Origin of the sequence: Reyranella aquatilis, assembly GCF_020880995.1 — a bacterium.
Lineage (GTDB): Bacteria > Pseudomonadota > Alphaproteobacteria > Reyranellales > Reyranellaceae > Reyranella > Reyranella aquatilis.
The window spans coordinates 912,062-930,263 of the sequence record NZ_JAJISD010000001.1; the positions used below are offsets into that span (position 1 = coordinate 912,062).

General features: G+C 66.4%; 18 protein-coding genes. 5 read left to right on the plus strand and 13 right to left on the minus strand.

Features of this window, described 5'->3' with window-relative positions:
• Positions 1-2: 2 nt before the first annotated feature.
• Genes LJ725_RS04455 through dapA form a run of 3 tightly spaced genes read right to left on the minus strand, consistent with a single transcriptional unit; the run spans position 3 to position 2,103 of the window.
• On the minus strand, positions 3-674 hold the full coding sequence (locus tag LJ725_RS04455) for an SDR family oxidoreductase (RefSeq protein ID WP_230549402.1): 672 nt from the start codon (positions 672-674) through the stop codon (positions 3-5).
• A 32-nt stretch (positions 675-706) separates the two neighbouring features.
• Positions 707-1,180: an SsrA-binding protein SmpB gene (smpB, locus tag LJ725_RS04460; protein ID WP_230549403.1), complete on the minus strand. Its 474-nt coding sequence runs from the start codon at positions 1,178-1,180 to the stop codon at positions 707-709.
• A gap of 44 nt (positions 1,181-1,224) precedes the next feature.
• Positions 1,225-2,103, minus strand: a complete 879-nt coding sequence (gene dapA / locus LJ725_RS04465) for a 4-hydroxy-tetrahydrodipicolinate synthase (RefSeq protein ID WP_230549404.1) — start codon at positions 2,101-2,103, stop codon at positions 1,225-1,227.
• 114 nt (positions 2,104-2,217) lie between these two features.
• Here dapA and LJ725_RS29100 point away from each other — a divergent pair, with 114 nt between their 5' ends.
• Both LJ725_RS29100 and trxC read left to right on the plus strand, forming a co-directional pair.
• Complete coding sequence (locus tag LJ725_RS29100; RefSeq protein ID WP_230549405.1) at positions 2,218-4,308, plus strand: lytic transglycosylase domain-containing protein; 2,091 nt, start codon at positions 2,218-2,220, stop codon at positions 4,306-4,308.
• A 103-nt stretch (positions 4,309-4,411) separates the two neighbouring features.
• Complete coding sequence (trxC, locus tag LJ725_RS04475) at positions 4,412-4,858, plus strand: thioredoxin TrxC (protein ID WP_230549406.1); 447 nt, start codon at positions 4,412-4,414, stop codon at positions 4,856-4,858.
• Between the two features lie 33 nt (positions 4,859-4,891).
• Here trxC and LJ725_RS04480 read toward each other — a convergent pair whose 3' ends face one another.
• Positions 4,892-5,857 carry an aldo/keto reductase gene (locus tag LJ725_RS04480; protein WP_230549407.1) on the minus strand — a complete coding sequence of 322 codons (966 nt, stop codon included), beginning with the start codon at positions 5,855-5,857 and terminating at the stop codon, positions 4,892-4,894.
• A 16-nt stretch (positions 5,858-5,873) separates the two neighbouring features.
• Positions 5,874-6,185 (minus strand): YdhR family protein, encoded by a 312-nt coding sequence (locus LJ725_RS04485; RefSeq protein ID WP_230549408.1) that lies wholly within the window; start codon positions 6,183-6,185, stop codon positions 5,874-5,876.
• 39 nt (positions 6,186-6,224) lie between these two features.
• Here LJ725_RS04485 and LJ725_RS04490 point away from each other — a divergent pair, with 39 nt between their 5' ends.
• Genes LJ725_RS04490 through LJ725_RS04500 form a run of 3 tightly spaced genes read left to right on the plus strand, consistent with a single transcriptional unit; the run spans position 6,225 to position 8,937 of the window.
• Entirely contained in the window at positions 6,225-6,914 is a 690-nt protein-coding gene (locus LJ725_RS04490; protein WP_230549409.1) for a haloacid dehalogenase type II, read from the plus strand.
• Positions 6,911-7,897, plus strand: coding sequence for a threonine ammonia-lyase (locus LJ725_RS04495; protein WP_230549410.1), 987 nt, complete (start codon positions 6,911-6,913; stop codon positions 7,895-7,897). The genes LJ725_RS04490 and LJ725_RS04495 overlap by 4 nt, the downstream gene beginning before the upstream one ends.
• Complete coding sequence (locus LJ725_RS04500) at positions 7,894-8,937, plus strand: adenylate/guanylate cyclase domain-containing protein (RefSeq protein ID WP_230549411.1); 1,044 nt, start codon at positions 7,894-7,896, stop codon at positions 8,935-8,937. Before LJ725_RS04495 ends, LJ725_RS04500 begins: the two co-directional genes overlap by 4 nt.
• On the opposite strand, the gene LJ725_RS04505 is transcribed toward LJ725_RS04500, so the two are convergent.
• The 8 genes from LJ725_RS04505 to LJ725_RS04540 form a co-directional block, all read right to left on the minus strand.
• Positions 8,905-10,503 carry a GMC family oxidoreductase gene (locus LJ725_RS04505; protein ID WP_230549412.1) on the minus strand — a complete coding sequence of 533 codons (1,599 nt, stop codon included), beginning with the start codon at positions 10,501-10,503 and terminating at the stop codon, positions 8,905-8,907. The two genes, LJ725_RS04500 and LJ725_RS04505, sit on opposite strands and share 33 nt — an antisense overlap.
• A complete protein-coding gene (locus LJ725_RS04510) occupies positions 10,496-11,467 on the minus strand; it encodes a branched-chain amino acid ABC transporter permease (RefSeq protein ID WP_230549413.1) in 972 nt (323 codons plus the stop codon). The genes LJ725_RS04505 and LJ725_RS04510 overlap by 8 nt, the downstream gene beginning before the upstream one ends.
• Complete coding sequence (locus LJ725_RS04515) at positions 11,464-12,336, minus strand: branched-chain amino acid ABC transporter permease (protein WP_230549414.1); 873 nt, start codon at positions 12,334-12,336, stop codon at positions 11,464-11,466. Before LJ725_RS04515 ends, LJ725_RS04510 begins: the two co-directional genes overlap by 4 nt.
• A gap of 8 nt (positions 12,337-12,344) precedes the next feature.
• Entirely contained in the window at positions 12,345-13,049 is a 705-nt protein-coding gene (locus tag LJ725_RS04520) for an ABC transporter ATP-binding protein (protein ID WP_230549415.1), read from the minus strand.
• Between the two features lie 13 nt (positions 13,050-13,062).
• Positions 13,063-13,842 (minus strand): ABC transporter ATP-binding protein, encoded by a 780-nt coding sequence (locus LJ725_RS04525; RefSeq protein WP_230549416.1) that lies wholly within the window; start codon positions 13,840-13,842, stop codon positions 13,063-13,065.
• Positions 13,843-13,871: 29 nt separating this feature from the next.
• Positions 13,872-15,185 (minus strand): ABC transporter substrate-binding protein, encoded by a 1,314-nt coding sequence (locus tag LJ725_RS04530; RefSeq protein ID WP_230549417.1) that lies wholly within the window; start codon positions 15,183-15,185, stop codon positions 13,872-13,874.
• A 76-nt stretch (positions 15,186-15,261) separates the two neighbouring features.
• Positions 15,262-17,214, minus strand: coding sequence for an alkyl/aryl-sulfatase (locus LJ725_RS04535; RefSeq protein WP_230549418.1), 1,953 nt, complete (start codon positions 17,212-17,214; stop codon positions 15,262-15,264).
• A gap of 5 nt (positions 17,215-17,219) precedes the next feature.
• Positions 17,220-18,197, minus strand: coding sequence for a Bug family tripartite tricarboxylate transporter substrate binding protein (locus LJ725_RS04540; protein ID WP_230549419.1), 978 nt, complete (start codon positions 18,195-18,197; stop codon positions 17,220-17,222).
• Positions 18,198-18,202 lie beyond the last annotated feature (5 nt).

Below are 18,202 nucleotides of genomic sequence, written 5' to 3' on the forward strand. Positions count from 1 at the left end.
GGTTACCAGGGCAACTCGGCGCCATCGTAGTTGAAAAAGCGGCCATTGTCGGACGACTTCAGGCCATCGATCACCTTCACCATGGCGGGTACGCTCTGGTCGATTGTCAGTGTCGCGCTGCCGCCGCCCATGTCGGTCTGCACCCAGCCCGGATGCAGGACGACACAGATCAGGCCCTTGCCGGCGGTGTCCTTCGACAGGCTCTTCCACTCCATGTTGAGCGCTGTCTTGCTGGCGCGATAGGCGTACCGAGCACCGTCGTTGTGGGTGATGCTGCCCAGGCGGCTGGAGATCGCGATCAGCTTGCGATCCTTGGAGGCCGCCACGTGATCGACGAAGGCCTCGGCCATCATCAGCGGCGCCAGCGCATTGACCTCGAACGTGTCGCGCCAGACCTTGGGATCGATGCGGCCGAGATCGCCGGCCTCCCGGCCCGCCACGCCGGCGTTGCAGATCAACACATCGATCGCCTCGCCCTTCAGACCGGCTGCCAGTGCCTTCACCGCCTCGTAGTCGGTCACTTCGAGCTTGTGGGCGTGAATGTCTCCCTTGACCTGCTTCAGGGCCTCAGGCGAGCGGGCGCAGGCGTGGACCTTCCAGCCCCTGGCCGCGTACTGCTTGACGAAGTCCAGACCGAGGCCGCGGGCAGCGCCGGTTACCAGAACTGTGCTCATCGCCTGCTCCTCCTCATGGATCCCGCGGGGCCTTACCGGCGGGACGACATCATCCGGGCGCGCTGGCGCTGCCAGTCGCGATCCTTGATGGACTGACGCTTGTCGTGCGCCTGCTTGCCGGTGGCCAGCGCGATCTCGATCTTGGCGCGACCACGCGGATTGAAATAGACCTGAAGGGGAACGACCGTCCGCCCCTCGCGCTGGATGGCGCCGATCAGCTTGTTGATCTGGCCGCGATGCAGCAGCAGCTTGCGCGCCCGACGCGGCTCATGGTTGTTGCGGTTGCCCGCGGCATAGATCGGGATGTTGGCATTGACCAGCCAGGCCTCGCCGCCCTCCTCCGTGACGTAGGATTCGGCGATCGTGCTGCGGCCGCCGCGCAGCGACTTGACCTCGGTGCCGGTCAGCGCCAGACCGGCCTCGAAGGTCTCCTCAATGAAGTAGTTGTGCCGCGCCTTGCGGTTCTGGGCCACAACGGTGCGGTCCAGTTCCGGTTTCTTGGCCACAGGACGCTCGTGAGTTGGTGAAGCTCTGCTTCTAGTCGACTGTCTTAGTTGATCAGGCCGGCATGGACCATGGCCTCGTGGACGGCCTTCTTGCTGCTCTCCGCGATCGGCACCATCGGCAGGCGCATCTCGGCGCTGCACTGGCCGATCAGCTCGGCGGCGTACTTCACCGGGCCGGGGCTGGTCTCGCAGAACATCGCCTTGTGCAGCGGCATCAGCCGGTCCTGCAGCTCGAACGCCTTGTCGAGGTCGCGCTTCTTCCACGCATCGTGCATGTCGCCGCAGAGGCGCGGCGCGACGTTGGCCGTCACCGAGATGCAGCCGTCGCCGCCCTGCGCCAGGAAGCCGAGCGCGCTCGCATCCTCGCCGGAGAGCTGGACGAAGCCCTTCTTCGCCTTGAGGCGGGTCAGGGTCGGGCGCGCCATGTCGTAGCTGGCATCCTTGATGCCGACGATATTCCTGACCTGGGAGAGCCGGATCACGGTCTCGACCTGCATGTCGCCGCCGGTGCGGGGCGGCACGTTGTAGAGCAGGATGGGGATGTCGACGGCTTCGGCCACCGCCTTGAAATGCTGGAACAGGCCTTCCTGGGTCGGCTTGTTGTAGTACGGCACGACCAGCATGGCGGCGTCTGCACCGGCCTTCTTGGCGTGCTGGGTCAGCTCGATGGCCTCGGCGGTCGAGTTCGAGCCGGTGCCGGCGATCACCGGCACGCCCGAGCCCTTGGCCGCGCTTATGCAGATGTCGATGACCCGCTTGTGCTCTTCCATCGAGAGGGTCGGCGATTCACCGGTGGTGCCGCACGGAACCAGCCCGTCGGTGCCTTCCTTGATCTGCCACGCCACGAACTTCTCGAATCCCTTCTCGTCCACCGATCCGTTCTTGAACGGCGTAATCAGCGCGACGAGCGATCCGGTGAACATGGCTTTCCTCCGATTTTCCCTTGGCAATTCACCTTATTAAGCCTCGGGGTTTGGCGCTGCAAGGTGAGCAACTTGCCATTGTGATGCCGCATCTGCCTGCCTACGATTTCGGGCGTGAAAAACAACAAATACCCCCTCATTTTGCTGGCGCTGCTGGCCGCGACCGGCCCGGCCCTCGCCCAGACCTCGGCGCCGACGACCGGCGTCCGTCGGCTGCCCGCCGACGGCGGCAAGGCGGTCGGGGCGCCCCCGACCGCAACGACCGTGCAGGAGAGCGGCCCCTCGCCCACCGCGACCCAGCCCGTGGGAGCACAGCCCCCCCTCACGGCCAAGCCCTTGACCGCGGCGGAAGCCGCCGCTTTCGCAGCCGCCCTGAAGGCGATCGACGAAAGTCGCTGGGCGGACGCGCGGGCTGCCGTCGCCAGTTTCCGCAACACCCTGCTCGACCGTTACGTCGCCTGGAGCATCCTGCGGGCCGCGCCCCGCACCGAAGCGAGCTTCGCCGACACCTGGCGGTTCCTGCGCGAGCAGCCCGACTGGCCCGAGCCCGAGATCCTGCGCCGTCAGGCCGAGGAGCGGATCGGCCCCGAAACACCCGCGACCGAGGTCGTCCGCTATTTCACGGCCTTCCCGCCGCTCACCAGCACAGGGCATATGCGCCGGCTGGAGGCAGCCAGCACGGCGGCCCCCGGCGACGTCGCGCGCTTTGCCCGCGACACCTGGCAGAACGCGACGCTGCGCGGCTCGGACGAGAACGATTTCCTCAATCGCTACGCCCAGCACCTGACCGGGCCGGACCAAGTCGCCCGCTTCGACCGGATCTTCCGGGAAGGCCGCCATCAGGTCGCCCGCGATCTCGTGCCGAAGCTGCCGCCGGACTACCAGCCGGTCGCCAATGCCCGACTTGCCATGGCCGCGAAGGCCGCGGATGCCGGCGCGCTCCTGAAAGCCCTTTCTCCGGCCCGTCTCGCCGAGCCGCAGCTGCGGCTTGAGCGCGTACAATGGATCAGGCGGACCGGCACGCTCGACGAGGCCAAGGCCGCCCTCGCCGGCCAAATTCCCAACCAGACCGACGCGTGGTGGAACGAGCGCAACGTCGTGGTGCGCGACCTGCTGGCCGCCAACCGGCCTGCCGACGCCTATGCCGTCGCGATCAACCACGGTCTGACCAAGGGTGTGGGCTTCGCCGAAGCCGAATTCCTCGCCGGCTGGATCGCGCTGCGCCAGCTCAAGAAACCGGCCGATGCGCTGAAGCATTTTTCCACGCTGTACGACGGCGTCTCGACCGACCTCTCGAAGAGCCGCGGCGCCTACTGGCTCGCCCGCACCTACGAAGCGGTGAAGCAGACGAAGGACGCCAACGACTGGTACGCGCGCGCTGCCGGGTTCGGCCAGACCTTCTACGGTCAACTCGCCGCGCGGAAACTCTCCGGCGCGAGTCCGAAACTGCCAGTCGATCCGGTGCCGACAGAAGCCGAGAAGCAGGCCCTGGCCGGCCGCGAACTGGCGATCATGGCGCGGTATCTCGGCCAGGCCGGCGACTACGATCGCGCCCGCCCCTTCCTGCTGCGCCTCGCGCGCGCGATCACGTCGCCGGGCGAGGTGGCGCTGCTGTCCCAGCTCGCCCTCGACCTCAAGCGGCCCGACGTCGGCCTCACAGTGGCCCGCCGCGGCGCCGAGAACGGCGTGGTTCTGTTCGATGCGGCCTTCCCGATCGTCGACCTCGGCCCGACCGGTTCGGTCGAGCGCTCGCTGGCACTCGCTCTCACCAAGCAGGAAAGCTCGTTCAACGCGGGGGCCGTGTCGACCTCGGGCGCGCTCGGCCTGATGCAGCTCCTGCCCGGCACGGCCCGCGACGTAGCGGGCCGCCTCAACGTGCCGTTCATCCAGGACAAGCTCACGCGGGATCCCACCTACAACGTCCAGCTGGGCAGCCAGTATCTCGGTGAGATGCTGCAGCGATTTGGCGGCTCCTACGAAATCGCGGCCGCCGCCTACAATGCCGGCCCCAACCGCGTGGCGCGCTGGCTCGAAGCGGGCAATGATCCGCGCACCGGCAAGATCGACATGGTCGACTGGATCGAGATGATCCCCTTCCGCGAGACGCGCAACTATGTGCAGCGCATCATGGAAGGCGTGACCGTCTATCGCGAACGCCTGAACGGACAGTTCCGCAGCGTGCCGCCGGCGACGGGACGATCCTGAGCAAAGCGACGGCTCGACAGGAAACGTCGGACGGGCCTCGACGTTGATTTGCCTCAAGGGCCATCGTTCCAATCGCCAGCATCGTGGCAACAGGAGATGCACCATGACCGAAGCCCTGATAGTCGCCTGTCCCGCCTGCAGCACACTGAACCGCTTTCCCCGTGCAAAGCTGGCCACGAGAGATTCGGGAAAATGCGGCCAGTGCGGCGCCCTGCTGTTCGACGGCCATCCGGTCAGCCTCGGGTCTGGAAACTTCGAAGCCCACGCGGGCAAGGCGGATCTGCCGCTGCTGGTGGACTTCTGGGCACCGTGGTGTGGCCCCTGCAAGGCCATGGCGCCGCAGTTCGAGCGCGCGGCGGCCCGCCTCGAACCTCAGGTTCGCCTGGCCAAGGTCAACACCGACGACCAGCAGGATCTCGCCCGCCGGTTTGGCATCCAGGGTATTCCGACGATGATCCTGTTCCGCCAAGGAAAGGAAGTCGCACGCCAGTCGGGCGCGATGGACGCCGGTACGATCGAACGCTGGACGCGCGACGCGCTCGCCCGCTGACTGCAAAGCTGCGGCCGTGAAAGACGCTGGCAGCTATTCCGAGATCCGCTGAACCGTAGCGGTCGGCAGCGCGCCTCTGTTCACGGCGTCGATCGCCTCCTCGAGATGCTGCAGCGTCGAGTAACCGACCAGCATCGTCGACACGTTGAGGTGCGAGATCACGAAGCGTTCGGCCAGTTCTGTGAGGCTGCTCGCCGCGCCGTCCTTCAGCAGCGGCTCCAGCTGTCGGGCGCGCGCGACATCTCCCGCGAAATCCGGCGCCGAGCCGATCGGCGGCACCTGCTGCTGCGCGAGGGGATGACGGTCGGTGGTGCCGGCGAGCGCGCCGCCGGCGAGCGCGCGGATGACGATGGTGCCCATGTCGGCGGCCTTGGCGCGATCCAGTAGCCGGCCGTAGTCGAGGCCGGGCGCGCCCTTGGGCATCGGGCCACCGGCGCTGGGGTTCAGCGCGTTGTAGACGACCTGCACCGTATCGAAGAGCCTCGAATCGACGGCCTTCAGCAGCGCCGCCGGCTCGCCGACGCCGCTGAAGCCGATGAAGCGCGTCTTGCCCTGCCGGCGAAGCTTCTCCAGCGCGGGCACGACTTCGTTCAACGCGATCTCGACGTCGAGCGTGTCGCCGCCGTCAACCGCCGCCAGCGGATTATGGAGCTGCAGCAGGTCGACATGGTCGCGCCCCAGGCGCCTCAGGCTTTCCTCGGTAGAGCGGACGACCAGCCCCTCGACGTCGGCACGATCCGCGGCAGTCAGGCGGAATTTGGTGCCGAGGACGACATCGGCCTTCAGAGCCTTGAGCACGCGGCCGAGATTCCTCTCGGATTCGCCGTCGCCGTACTTCGCTGCCGTATCGAAATAGTTGACGCCAGCCTCGATCGCCCGCGCCACGGCGCGCTCCTGGTCGTGCGCCGCGCCCTTGGTGAACAGGCCGCCCACCGCACCTGCACCGTAACCCAGGATCGAAACCTCGAGGCCCGTCCTGCCAAGCCTGCGCTTCTGCATCCTCTGCTCCCCTGTCTCAGCCGTCGACGCGGACCTGGCCCGACTCGTTGTCGACCACGACGTGATTGTCATAGTAGGTGACGGTGGGCTTGGCGCCGAACGCCTTCTCCATGCGGGCCTCCCACTCGGCGGTGTACCAGGCACGCGCCGCCGCCTCCGATTCCCACAGGTAGACTCCGCCGCCGCCCGCCTCGCCGTTGAGGTAGTACTTGCGCAGCAGTCCCTTGGCGCCGAGCGCGGTGTAGGTGGGCGCGGACTTCTGCGCGGCTTCTACGGCTGCTTCCCGCGGCCGCTTGGACATGGGGATTTGAACAATGGCGATGAACATGCCGTTAGCCTACGGTCTACACCCCTCTGGAGCAATTGAATGGCCACCGTCCTGCCTAGCATCGAGATATGCGTCTTCGACGCCTACGGCACGCTGTTCGACTTCAACTCGGCGGTGGCGAGGCATCGCAGGGCGATCGGCCCTTCCGCCGCCAAACTGTCGGAGATGTGGCGGCAAAAGCAGATCCAGTACACGTGGCTGCGCAACGCGATGGGCGAATACGCGCCGTTCTGGCAGGTCACCGGCGAGGCGCTCGATCATTGCCTGGCCGCACACCGCATCCCCGATCCCGACGTGCGCGAGCGGCTGATGGGCGCCTATCTGGCGCTGGACCCGTTCCCCGAGGTCCCGGGCATGCTCGCATGCCTCGCACGCGGCGGCATGCGGAGCGCGATCCTTTCCAACGGCGATCGCGGCATGCTCGACCCGATGGTTGCCCGGTCGACGCTCGCCGATCGTTTCGAGGCGGTGCTGAGCGTCGATGAAGTCCGGATGTTCAAGCCCGATCCCCGCGTCTATCGACTCGTCGAGACACGCTGCGGCGTGACTCCCGACAAAGTGTGCTTCCTGTCCTCGAACTGCTGGGACGCCCACGGTGCCGCCCGCTTCGGCTTCCGGACCGTCTGGGTGAACCGGACCGGCGCGCCCGACGACAGGCTGCCCGGTGTCCTTGCCGCCCAGATTCGTGACCTTTCCGACCTCCCCGACCTGATTGGTGTTCCCCGATGACTGCGCTTCCGACATTTGCCGACGTCCAGGCCGCCGCCCGCCGGCTGGACGGGGTGACGATCCGCACGCCGCTGCTCGAGAACGAGCGCGTCAACCGAAGGCTGGGCGGCCGGCTGTTCCTCAAGGCCGAATGCCTGCAGCGCACCGGTTCGTTCAAGCTGCGCGGCGCCTACAATTTCCTCGCTTCCATGACCGAAGCCGATCGCGCCAGGGGCGTGGTGGGCTGGTCGTCGGGCAACCACGCGCAGGGACTGGCCGAAGCGGCCCGGCTGCTCGGTGTCAAGGCCACCATCGTGATGCCGGCCGACGCACCGGCGCTCAAGGTTGCCAATACCCGCGCCAGCGGCGCCGAGATTGTGCTCTACGATCGCGTGAAGGACAGTCGCGAGGAGATCGGCCAGGAGATCGCCGCCAGGACGGGCGCCACCATCGTGCCCCCCTACGACCATCCCTGGATCCTGACCGGCCAGGGCACCGCCGGCCTCGAGATCGCCGAACAGGCGGCGACGCGCGGCGTCACGCTCGACGCCGTCGCCGCCCCCTGTTCGGGCGGCGGGCTGGCGACCGGCGTGGCGCTGGGCGTCAAGGGAATCAGCCCGACAACGACCGTCCACGCCGGCGAGCCCGCCGGCTTCGACGATCTGGCCCGCTCCCTCGCTTCGGGATCCAAACAGAAGAACGACAGGCTTTCGGGTTCGATCTGCGATGCTCTGCTGGCGCCGACGCCGGGCGACGTCACCTTTCCCCTGGCGCAGAAAGTCCTAGGACCGGGCCTTGTGGTCACGGACGAGGAGGTGCTGGACGCGATGGAGGTGGCGTTCCGGGAATTCAAGCTGGTCGTTGAGCCGGGCGGCGCCGTGGCGCTGGCGGCCGCGCTCACAGGCAAGCTGCCGGTGAAGGGCCGTGCCGTCGCCGTGATTTGCTCCGGCGGCAACGTCGACCACGCGACCTTCAAGCGGGCGATCGACCGGGCGGCTGCATGATCTCCGGCAGCCGGAACCGGCGCGACTGGCGGGTCATCCTCTGGCTGAGCCTGGCGAGCGCGCTGATCAGCGCCTATTTCGGCTATGCGGTTGGCGAAGGCAACGTGCCGGGGTGGCGGTCGGCGCTCTCGGGCGTCTTCAATTCCCTGGTCATCGCGACGCCCATTCTGCTGTTCGAGGTGAAGGGCCAGAGGCTCGGGTTCGTGCGGCGGCTGCGGCGACTGCCGCTGCTTTGGTACTTCCTGTTTCGGGTCGCCTTCTACTCCGTGATCATCGTCGGCGGACTGATCGCCTCGCGGGCTACAATCGGCAAGAACGGCTTCAGCTTCGACGCCACGTTCCGGGATTCGCTTGTCTTCGCCATATCGATGGCGGCAGTCGCCAACATCGCCTTCCAGATCGGGCTGCTGCTGGGCTTCAGGACCCTCTCGAACCTGGTGACAGGCCGCTATGCCAAGCCGAAGGCCGAGCAGCGGGTCTTCCTGCTGATCGATATGAAGAATTCGACGGGACTTGCCGAGAGGCTGGGCCCGATCCGGTTCCACGAGTTGCTCAACGACTTCTTCCGCGACGTTGCGGACGCGGCACTCGAATGTGGCGCGGAGATCCACAAGTATGTGGGCGACGAAGCAATCCTGACCTGGTCGAGGGACAAGGCCGTGTCCGACGGCTCCTGCCTCGCCTGCCCGTTTGTCGCCCGGCGACATATAGCCGACAACGCCGAAGATTACCGCCGCCGCTTCGGCGCGCTTCCCGAGTTTCGCGCCGCCCTCCATTCCGGCGAGATCGTCGCCGGCGAGATCGGGGATGTGCGCCGCGAGATCGCCTATGTCGGCGACACGCTGAACGTCGCCGCGCGTCTGCTCGAGGCATCCAAGACCCTGCAGCGGGACGTCCTGATTTCGGCTGAACTCCTGACGAGTGTGCGGCTCCCTGCACAACTGATCGCTGAACCTCTGCCTACCCTGTCCATCCGCGGCCGGGCCGCGCCACTGGCGATCGCCGCGCTAACGCTGCGCGTCGGCCAGGATCAGGTCTGACACCTTCTCGCCGATCATCATGCAGGCGGCGTTCGTGTTGCCGGAGATGAGAGTCGGCATCACCGAGGCGTCGGCCACGCGCAGTCCTCGGATTCCGTGCACCCGCAACTGCGGATCGACCACCGACTCGGCGTCATGCCCCATGCGGCACGTACCCACCGGATGGTAGGCCGACTGGCCCTCGCGCCGCGCGTAGTCGAGGAAATCCTCGTCCGACCAGACCTCGACGCCCGGCAGCATCTCGTCGGTGATGATGCGGCCCAGTGCCGAGCTGCGTGCGAGCAGCCGTTCGAACTTTCCGGCGGCAATGACCGCCCGCCGATCGGTTTCGGTCGACAGGTAGTTGGCCACGATCGCGGGAGCCGTCGCGGCGTCGCGCGAGGTGATCCGGATGTGGCCGCGGCTCTCGGGTCGCGACTGGTTCGCCAGGATGGTGAATCCCGAGAACGGATGAGGTCCCTGATCCATCCGGTCGACCGACCAGGGGAAGAAATGAATCTGCGTATCGGGCTCCGACGACTGCGGCAGGAGCTTGACGAAGGCTCCCGCGAAAGCCGGTGACGCGGTGAGTGGACCCACCCGCGCCAGCGCATAGAGCAGCGCGGCGCTGACCCGCCGGGGAAACGTGCTGAAATCGTCGTTCAGCGTCAGCCGCCACCAGGTCTTGTAGGTCGAGCGGACGCAGAAATGATCCTGCAGGTTTTCGCCCACGCCCGGCAGGTCGCGCACGACCGGAATGCCCAGCGCGGAAAGATGGGCCCCGGATCCTATTCCCGAGAGCTGCAGGATCTGAGGCGAGCCGACGGTGCCGGCGCTCAGGATCACTTCGCGCCGCGCCCGGGCGATCCGGCTCCTGCCGCGGTGACTAAAGGCGATTCCGACCGCCCGCCCGTCCTCGATGACCACGCGCTCGACCAGCGCCCCCGTCAGTACCTTGCAGTTGGAGCGGCGGCGGGCGGGCGCGATATAGGCCCGGCCCGTCGAACTGCGCCGGCCATCGCTGGCAGTCGCGTGATAGTAGCCGGCGCCGATCTGTTCGGGGCCGTTGAAGTCGTCGTTGGACTCCAGGCCGACCTCGGTGCAGGCCGCCAGGAAGGTGTCGCCGAGTTCGTTGGCGTAGTCCCTTTGGGTGATCCTGACCGGCCCCTCGCCGCCGTGAAGAGCGGTTTCGCCGTCGATGTATCCTTCGAGGCGCCGGAAGTACGGCAGGCAATCCTCGAACGACCAACCTTCGTTGCCCATCTGGCGCCACTGGTCGTAGTCGGAGGCAAGACCGCGGATGTACACCATGCCGTTGATGGCACTGGAGCCGCCGATCACCTTGCCGCGCGGCCAGTAAATGCGGCGGCCGCCCAGTTCGGGCTCGGCCTCGGTCCTGAACTTCCAGTTCACGGCGGGATCGAGGAAGGTCTTGGCAAAACCGGCCGGAATCGACAGCCAGCGGCTCCTGGCTTCGGGGCCGGCCTCCAGGAGCAGCACGGAATAGCGCCCGCCCGCAGTCAGCCGGTCAACGATCGGGCCGCCGGAGGATCCCGCCCCTACGACGACGAAATCGAACTCATCCATCCCTGTGCTTGCTAGGCGACTTCAGCCACGCGAGCAAGCTGCCGAGGATGCCCTTGGGGAGGAAGATGATGAACAGGACCAGCAGGACGCCGTAGACCAGATTGTCCCAGCCGACCGCCTTGGTGCCGAATCCGATACGCAGGACCTCAGCCAGCAGGATGGTGATGATGGCGCCGACGGTCGGTCCCAGCGCCACGTAGATGCCACCCACCACGGCGGCGAACACCATCTGCAGAGAGACTGCGATTCCACTCACCGTGTCGGGCGAGATGAACATCTGGTACTGGCCGTAGAGGGCCCCCGCCATGGCCGTCATGACCGCGCTGAGGACGGTGATGCGCAGCTTCTCGGCCGTCACATTGACGCCCGCGGCGGCGGCGGCGTCTTCGTCCTCCGAGATCGCCTCCATGGCGTAGCGGCTCATGCTGCGGTCGATCCAGTACCAGATCGCCAGCCCGCCGGCCCAGATCCCGAGGGCGATGAGGTACCACACGACCTTGTCGTCGAACTGGAGCGCCACGATGTGGCTGCCCTTGGTGCGCTCCGGCGTGTAACCCAGAGATCCACCGGTGTAGTCGCGGGTGGCAATGATGATCTGCAGGACGATGCCCGAGAGGGCGAGCGTCACCAGCGCGAAATAGTGACCGGTGATGCGAAAGCGGAAGCACGGATAGGCCACGATCAGCGCCAGCACGCCCGCGCACAGCATGGCGGCGGGAATGCCGATCCACGGCGATACGCCGAGATGGTTCCACAGCAGGGCGGTCACGTAGGCCCCGACGCCCATGAAGCCGCCATGGCCGAGCGACACCAGGCCGAACCGCCCCATCATCGACCACGAGGTGTAGGCGAACGACCAGATCAGGATCAGCACCAGGATGTGCAGATGGTAGGGATCGCGATAGACGAAGGGCAGCGCGACCAGCGCCGCCAGGCCGACGCCCCAGGCGAGCTGCTTGTTCATGAGCGCTTCGCCAGCAGGCCGGCCGGCCGGATGAACATCATGACGATGAAGAAGGCGAAGGCGAGCACGTAGCCCCATTCGAGGTCGGAGAAGAGACCGCCGAGCGAGATGATCTCGGCGAACAGGAAGGCCGCCACGAAGCCGCCGACGAAGTTCCCCAATCCGCCCAGCACGCAGATCAGGAAGGTGATCGGCCCAAACGACAGGCCGACGAACGGATGCACGTCGTACTGCAGCACCAGCAGGCAGGCCGCGAGACCCGCCAGGCCGCCGCCCAGCGCCGAGGTGACGAGGTAGATCTTCTTCGTGTCAACGCCCATCAGCGCCATGATCTGGCGATCCTGTGCGATCGCCCGGATGGCCGTGCCGGTGTAGGTGCGCGTCATGAAGAGATAGACCGCGACCATGCCGATCAGGGCGGCGACGAAGGCCAGCAGGCGGGCGTAGCTAAAATGCATCTCGCCCAGCGCCAGCACCGGCAGGCGGATGCCGAGATTGCGGAAGTCGATGCCGAACGCCACGGTCGCGAAGCTCTGCAGCACGAACAGGACGCCGCCCGTGGCGAGCAGCTGGTTGATCGGTGGCGCCCCCAGCAGCGGTTCGATCACCAGGAAGTGCAGGGCCGCCCCCAGCGCTGCGACCAGCAGGATGCAGATCGGCGCGGCGACCCAGTACGGCAGGCCATAGACGGAGAACAGGTAGTACATGCCGTACATGCCGATCATCACCAGCTCGGCGTAGCAGATCCATGTGACGTCGATGACGCCGAAGATCAGGTTGAGGCCGAGCGCCAGCAGCGCCAGCACGCCACCCAGAAGGATGCCGTTGACCAGCGCCTCGAGCAGGTAGATGTCGAAAATCTCCATCATCGCTTCACCTACACGCCGAGATAAGCTTGCCGGATGGAATCGTCGGCCAGCAGATCGGCCGATGCGCCGGAGGCGCGGATCGAACCGGCCTCCAGGAGATAGGCCCGATCCACCACCTGCAGCACCTGCTGCACATTCTGCTCGACGATCAGAACCGTGAGGCCACCGGCCCGGATGCGCTTCACCAGCTCGAAGACCTGCTGCACCACGACTGGCGCCAGTCCGGCCGAAGGCTCGTCGAGCAGCAGAAGCTTGGGATCGCTCATCAGCGCGCGGCCGATGGCGCACATCTGCTGCTCGCCGCCCGACATGGTGCCGGCCAGCTGGTTGCGACGCTCCTTCATTCGAGGGAACAGGTCGAACACGAAGTCCATGCGCTCGCGGTAGCGCGCGCGGGCCTCGGGCATGAACGCGCCCATGCGCAAATTGTCCTCGACGCTCAGGCGCGGAAAAAGGCGGCGATTCTCCGGCACGTGCGCGATGCCGAGGCTTACGATCCTGTGCGCCGGGGTGGTGAGCACGTCGGTGCCCTGCATGCTGATCGAGCCCTTGGTCGGACGGATCAACCCGGAAATGACCCGCATCAGGGTCGTCTTTCCCGCACCGTTGGGCCCGATGACGCCCACGGCCTCGCCCGCCTTCACATCGAGGTCGATGCCGAAAAGCGCCTGGAACCTGCCATAGCCGGCATCGATCGATCTCAGTTCGAGCATGTCGCCGCCCCCGTCAGCGCCGGGCCGGGTCGCTGCCGGCGGCAGCGGCCGCCGCGGCGGTGGCCTGCGTGGCATGGGCGTCGGTGCCGAGATACACCTCGATGACGCGGGGATCGTGCGACACAGCGCTCGGCAGCCCCTCCGAGATCTTCTCGCCGTGATCCAGCACCATGACGCGGTCGACGACGCGCATGAGCACACCCATGATGTGCTCGACCCATATGATGGTGATGCCGAGCTCGGTGCGGATCTTGCGCAGCATCTCCGCGGCCTGGTCCATCTCGGCCTCGTCCAGACCGCCCAGACTCTCGTCGGCCAGCAGCAGCTTCGGCCCCGTGGCGATGGCCTTGGCGAGTTCCAGCTTCTTCAGGCCCGCAGCGCCCAGACCGTCGACACTCGCCGTGCGGTCGGTCGGCAGGCCGACCATGGCAAGCGCCCGCTCGGCGGCCTCGTCGGCCTTGGACCGGCTATGGCTTCCTTGGCCGTAATAGCCGGCCAGCGCCACGTTCTCGAAGATCGAAAGACGGCGGAACGGGCGCGGAATCTGGAAGGTACGTCCGATGCCGCTGTTGATGATGCGGTGCGGCGGCAGGCCCGCGATCTCGGTGCCGGCGAACCTGATCGATCCCGCGCTGGGCGGGAACGTGCCCGACAGCATGTTGAAGATCGTGCTCTTGCCCGAGCCGTTCGGACCGATCAGGCCGAGAATCTCGCCCTGATCGACCTTGAACGACACATTGTTCACGGCCGTGAAGCCGCCGAAACGCTTTACCAGACCATCGACGACCAGCACGGCGCGCCCTCGTTCGTTGCGGCCGCGGCCTACTGGTTGCTGAACCCCGAGGTCTTGGGTAGCGGCAGCACCGGCTCACGCTGCTGCTGGCTCTTCGGCCACACCACGTACGACTTGTCGTCGACGTATTGGATGATGACCGGGAAGGACCGCTCGTTCTGGCCCGCGATCGGCGAGCCCTCGCCCGCGAACTTCACGCCGAAGCCCAGCATCGTGCCGCCTTCCGGCAGATCGACCTCGAGCGCCGCCTTGCGCAGCGCTTCCGGATCGACGCCACCGTACTTCTTGATCGCGCGCGGCAGCACCTCGGTGAAGAACACGTACGAATTGGAAGCGGCCATGCCGACATGGGCCGAACGGATCGCGACGCCCGGCTTCACCTTGTCGAACTCCTCGCCGACCATCTTGATCACAGGCGGCAGCTTCGGATCGAGTGCCGACTGGTTGGCCAGCCAGATGGAGATCGGATCGATGTTGAACACGTAGTTCACATCGCTGCCCATGCCCTCCTTGAGCTTCTCGTAGACGCCGTAGCCCGCGCCGTGACCGACCAGGGCGCCGAACTTCAGCCCCTGTTCACGCGCCTGCCGGGCGAACAGCGTGATGTCGGGGTTGTACCCGGTGTGGAAGATTACGTCGGGACGGGCCCGCTTCAGCTTCGTCACCAGCGACGACAGGTCGGGCGCGGTCGCCGAATACCCTTCCTTCAGGACGATGTTGAAGCCGGCCTTCTTGGAGCCCGCCTCGTTGCCCTTGGCGACGTCGACACCGTACGAGCCATCCTCGTGGATGATCGCCACGCGCATGTCCTTCGGCTCCTTGCCGAACTTCGCCTTGGCGTTCTTCTCGATCATGTCGGCGGCCATCAGGCCGAACTGTTGGCCGCTGGCCTGCGGGCGGAAAACGTACTTCAGGTTCTTGTTTTCGACGACGGCCGTCGAAATGCAGGTCGTGATCCACATGAAGTTCTTGAGCTGCTCGACGCGGGCCGCGACGGGCACGCATTGCGCCGAGGAGAAGAACCCCAGGACGAGATTGACCTTCTCCTGCTCGATCAGGCGCACCGCCTCGTTGATGGCGACGTCCGGCTTGCTCTGTGCGTCGGCGTAGATCGCCTCGATCTTGTAGCCCTCGACCCCACCCTGCTTGATGAAGTTGTCGATCATGATCTTGGCACCGACGTACTGCAGCTCCGACCCGCCTCCGGCCAGGGGCCCGGTGAGATCGTAGATGACGCCGATCTTGATCTTCTTTTCCTGGGCTTGGGCGGAAACCGCCATGCCCAACGCCGCGACCGCGGCAACCACGCCCCCCAACAGGCGCACAGCCTTACGCTTGAGCATATTCCCCTCCCGTAGACTCTTGATATTTATTGCGCGCATCACAGAGTGCGCGGAAGGTTCTGTCAAGCGTTTCGCGTCAGCGACCTTCTCCCGGTGTCAGAATCTCGAACATCATTCCCGTCGGGGGATCCATCATCGAGAACAGCGCGGCCAGCTTGGGAATCTCCCCTTCGAGTCTCAGCGCACCGCTCGCCAGCGCATCGGGAATGGTGAGCTTGCGCATCACGATCTGGTCCATGGTGGCCCGCGTCGTCGTGACGGACACGTCGGCATTGGCGGCCGTCTCTCCCATGCGATGCGTGAGCGTGCTGTGCTTCAGGGTCAGCGCCAGCATCTCGTTGCGATCGGTGAAGCGCCAGTTGACGACCAGCGATTGCCCCGCGGCCTTGGCGGCATCAAGACGGATCGCCATCAGGTCGAAGAAGACGTCGCTCGTCAGGCCGGCGAGGGTGTCGGCCCCCATGCCGGGGCGGACCGGCATCTGGAAGACGCCATGGCGCAGTTCCTGTGCGCCGTAGAGGAAGGCGTTTCGCCACGTCGCCGACTCGGCCTGGTACCCCATCTGCTCCAGCGCATCGGCGCACAGCGCGCGAGCCTCCTTGTTCTGTGGCTCTGCGTAGACGACCTCCTTCATCACCTGAGCGACCCAGCGGAACTCGCCCTTGGCGAAGTCGGCGCGCGCCTTCTCGATCACCGCAGCGGCGCCGCCCATGTACTCGACAAACTTGGCCGCCGCGGGTGCCGGCGGCAGCGGGTGCAGGTTGCAGGGGTTGCCGTCGTACCAGGAGAGATAACGCTGATAGACCGCCTTCACGTTGTGACTCACCGAGCCGTAGTAGCCACGCACCGACCAGCGCTCGGCAAGGCCCGGCGGCAGGTCGATCGCCTCGGCGATCTCGGCCGGACGCCAGCCGCGGTTCATGTAGCGCAGCGTCTGGTCATGGATGTGCTTGTAGAGATCGCGCTGCGCCTCGAGGTAGTCGATGATCTTCGCGCTGTCCCAAGTCGGCCAGTGGTGCTGACCGATCAGCACCTTCGTCTTCGGTCCGTACATCGCGATGGCATCGCCGATGTACTTGGCCCAGATGCGCGGATCGCGCGCCACCGCCCCGCGGAGCGGGATGAAATTGTGCAGCAAGGGACAGGCATTCTCCGCCATGTTGAGTACGCCGAGCTGCGGATAGAACATGTGCATCTCGGCCGGCGCCTCGGTCTCCGGCGCCAGTTGGAAGACGATCTCGATGCCGTCGATCGTGTGCGTCTCGACGGCCTTGGCGATCGACTGCGTCGGCGCGATGAGGCCGGGCGTCCCACGCGCCACGCTCTTGCCGAGGCCGGCATCGACCTGTCCCCTCGCCCCGCGCGGCAGCATCGTGCCGAACTGGAACTGGGCGCGGCGCGACATCGGCGCTCCCGCCAGCACGTTCTCGCCGGAGATCGCCTCCATGAAGCCGGCCGGCGCTATCACCTTGACCTTGCCCGCCTTCACGTCGGCTTCGTCGACCACGCCCCGGACGCCGCCGTAGTGGTCGATGTGGCTGTGGGTGTAGATCACCGCGACCACGGGCTTTCTTGGCCGGTGCGCGTAGTAGAGTTCGAGCGCCGCCCGCGCGACCTCTGCCGTGGTCAGCGGATCGATCAGGATGAGACCGCTGTCGCCCTCGATCACCGTCAGGTTGGCGATGTCGAAGCCGCGCAGCTGGTAGAGGCGCTCCGTGACCTTGAACAGGCCGTTCGCGAGGTTGAGCCGCGCCATGCGCCACAGGCTGGGATTGACGGTGCTGGGTGCCAGCTCGCCGTCGATGAAAGCGTACTCGCCGAGGTTCCAGAGGACCGTGCCGCCGCCTGTGCGCACGAGCCCTTCGGGCACGGTTGCGATGAGACCGCGCTGCGCGGCCTCGAAGTCTGCAGTGTCGGCGAAGGGCAGCTTTGCCGCCATCGCCGCATTTGCGGCCCTGGTTGCGGGTTCGGCGTCGCGCGCGGCGTCGAGATGGGAGGAAGGAACCGGAACTGCCGACGCTGACGCCATGGCTGCTAGCCCTCGACCTTGATGTTGTTTTCCCTGACCACGCGCGTCCAGCGCTCCGTCTCGAACCTGACCCGATCGAGATAGGCCCGCGGCGTGCTGCCGGTGGTGAAGAAGCCGAGTTCCGCGAACCGCTTCTTCACGGCCGGATCCTTCAAGGTCTCGAGACAGAACGCGTTCAGCTTGTCGATGATCTGCGCCGGCAGGCCGGCGGGACCGACGAGGCCGAAGAAGGCCGCACTTTCCAGATCTTTCATGCCGAGTTCGGCCACCGTCGGTACGTCGGGGCAGACGGTCGAGCGCTCGGGCGACGCGACCGCGATACCGGTCAGTCGTCCTGCCGCAACGTGCGTTCCGGTCGGCAGCACGACGTCGATCATGATCGGCAGGTGACCGCCCATCACGTCTCGCAGGGCGTCGGCCGCGCCCTTGTAGCTGACGCTCTCGAGATTGAGCTTGTTGCGCGTGCGGAACAGTTCGCCCCAGAGATGCGGCTGGTTGCCCATGCCGGAGGTGGCGTAGCGCACGCGCTGCGGCTGCTTGTTCACCCATTCGGCGAACTCGGTGTAGTTCCTCGCCGGCAAAGCCTTGCCGTCGATCGCCAGGAGATCCGGGATGTCGACCAGGGTCGAGATCATCTGGAAATCCTTCAACGGATCGAACGGCTGCTTCAGGCCCAGCGCGACGTTGGTCGCCATCGTCGCCGCGCCCAGCAGCAGCGTGTTGCCGTCGGGCTTTGCCTTGGCCACGGCATCCATGCCGATGATCGTGTTGCCGCCGCCCTTGTTCTCGACGACCACCTGCTGGCCGAGCAGCCCGGTCAGCTTTTCCGCGACGATGCGGGCTGCCGTGTCGGTCGAACCGCCGGCGACGTAGGGGACCACCAGCCTGATCGGCTGGCTGGGCCAGGCCTGCGCCCGCACGGCGGAAGCGCCGACGATGGTCCAGCCGGCGGCGCCCGCCAGTACGACGCGTCTCTTCAACATGATCC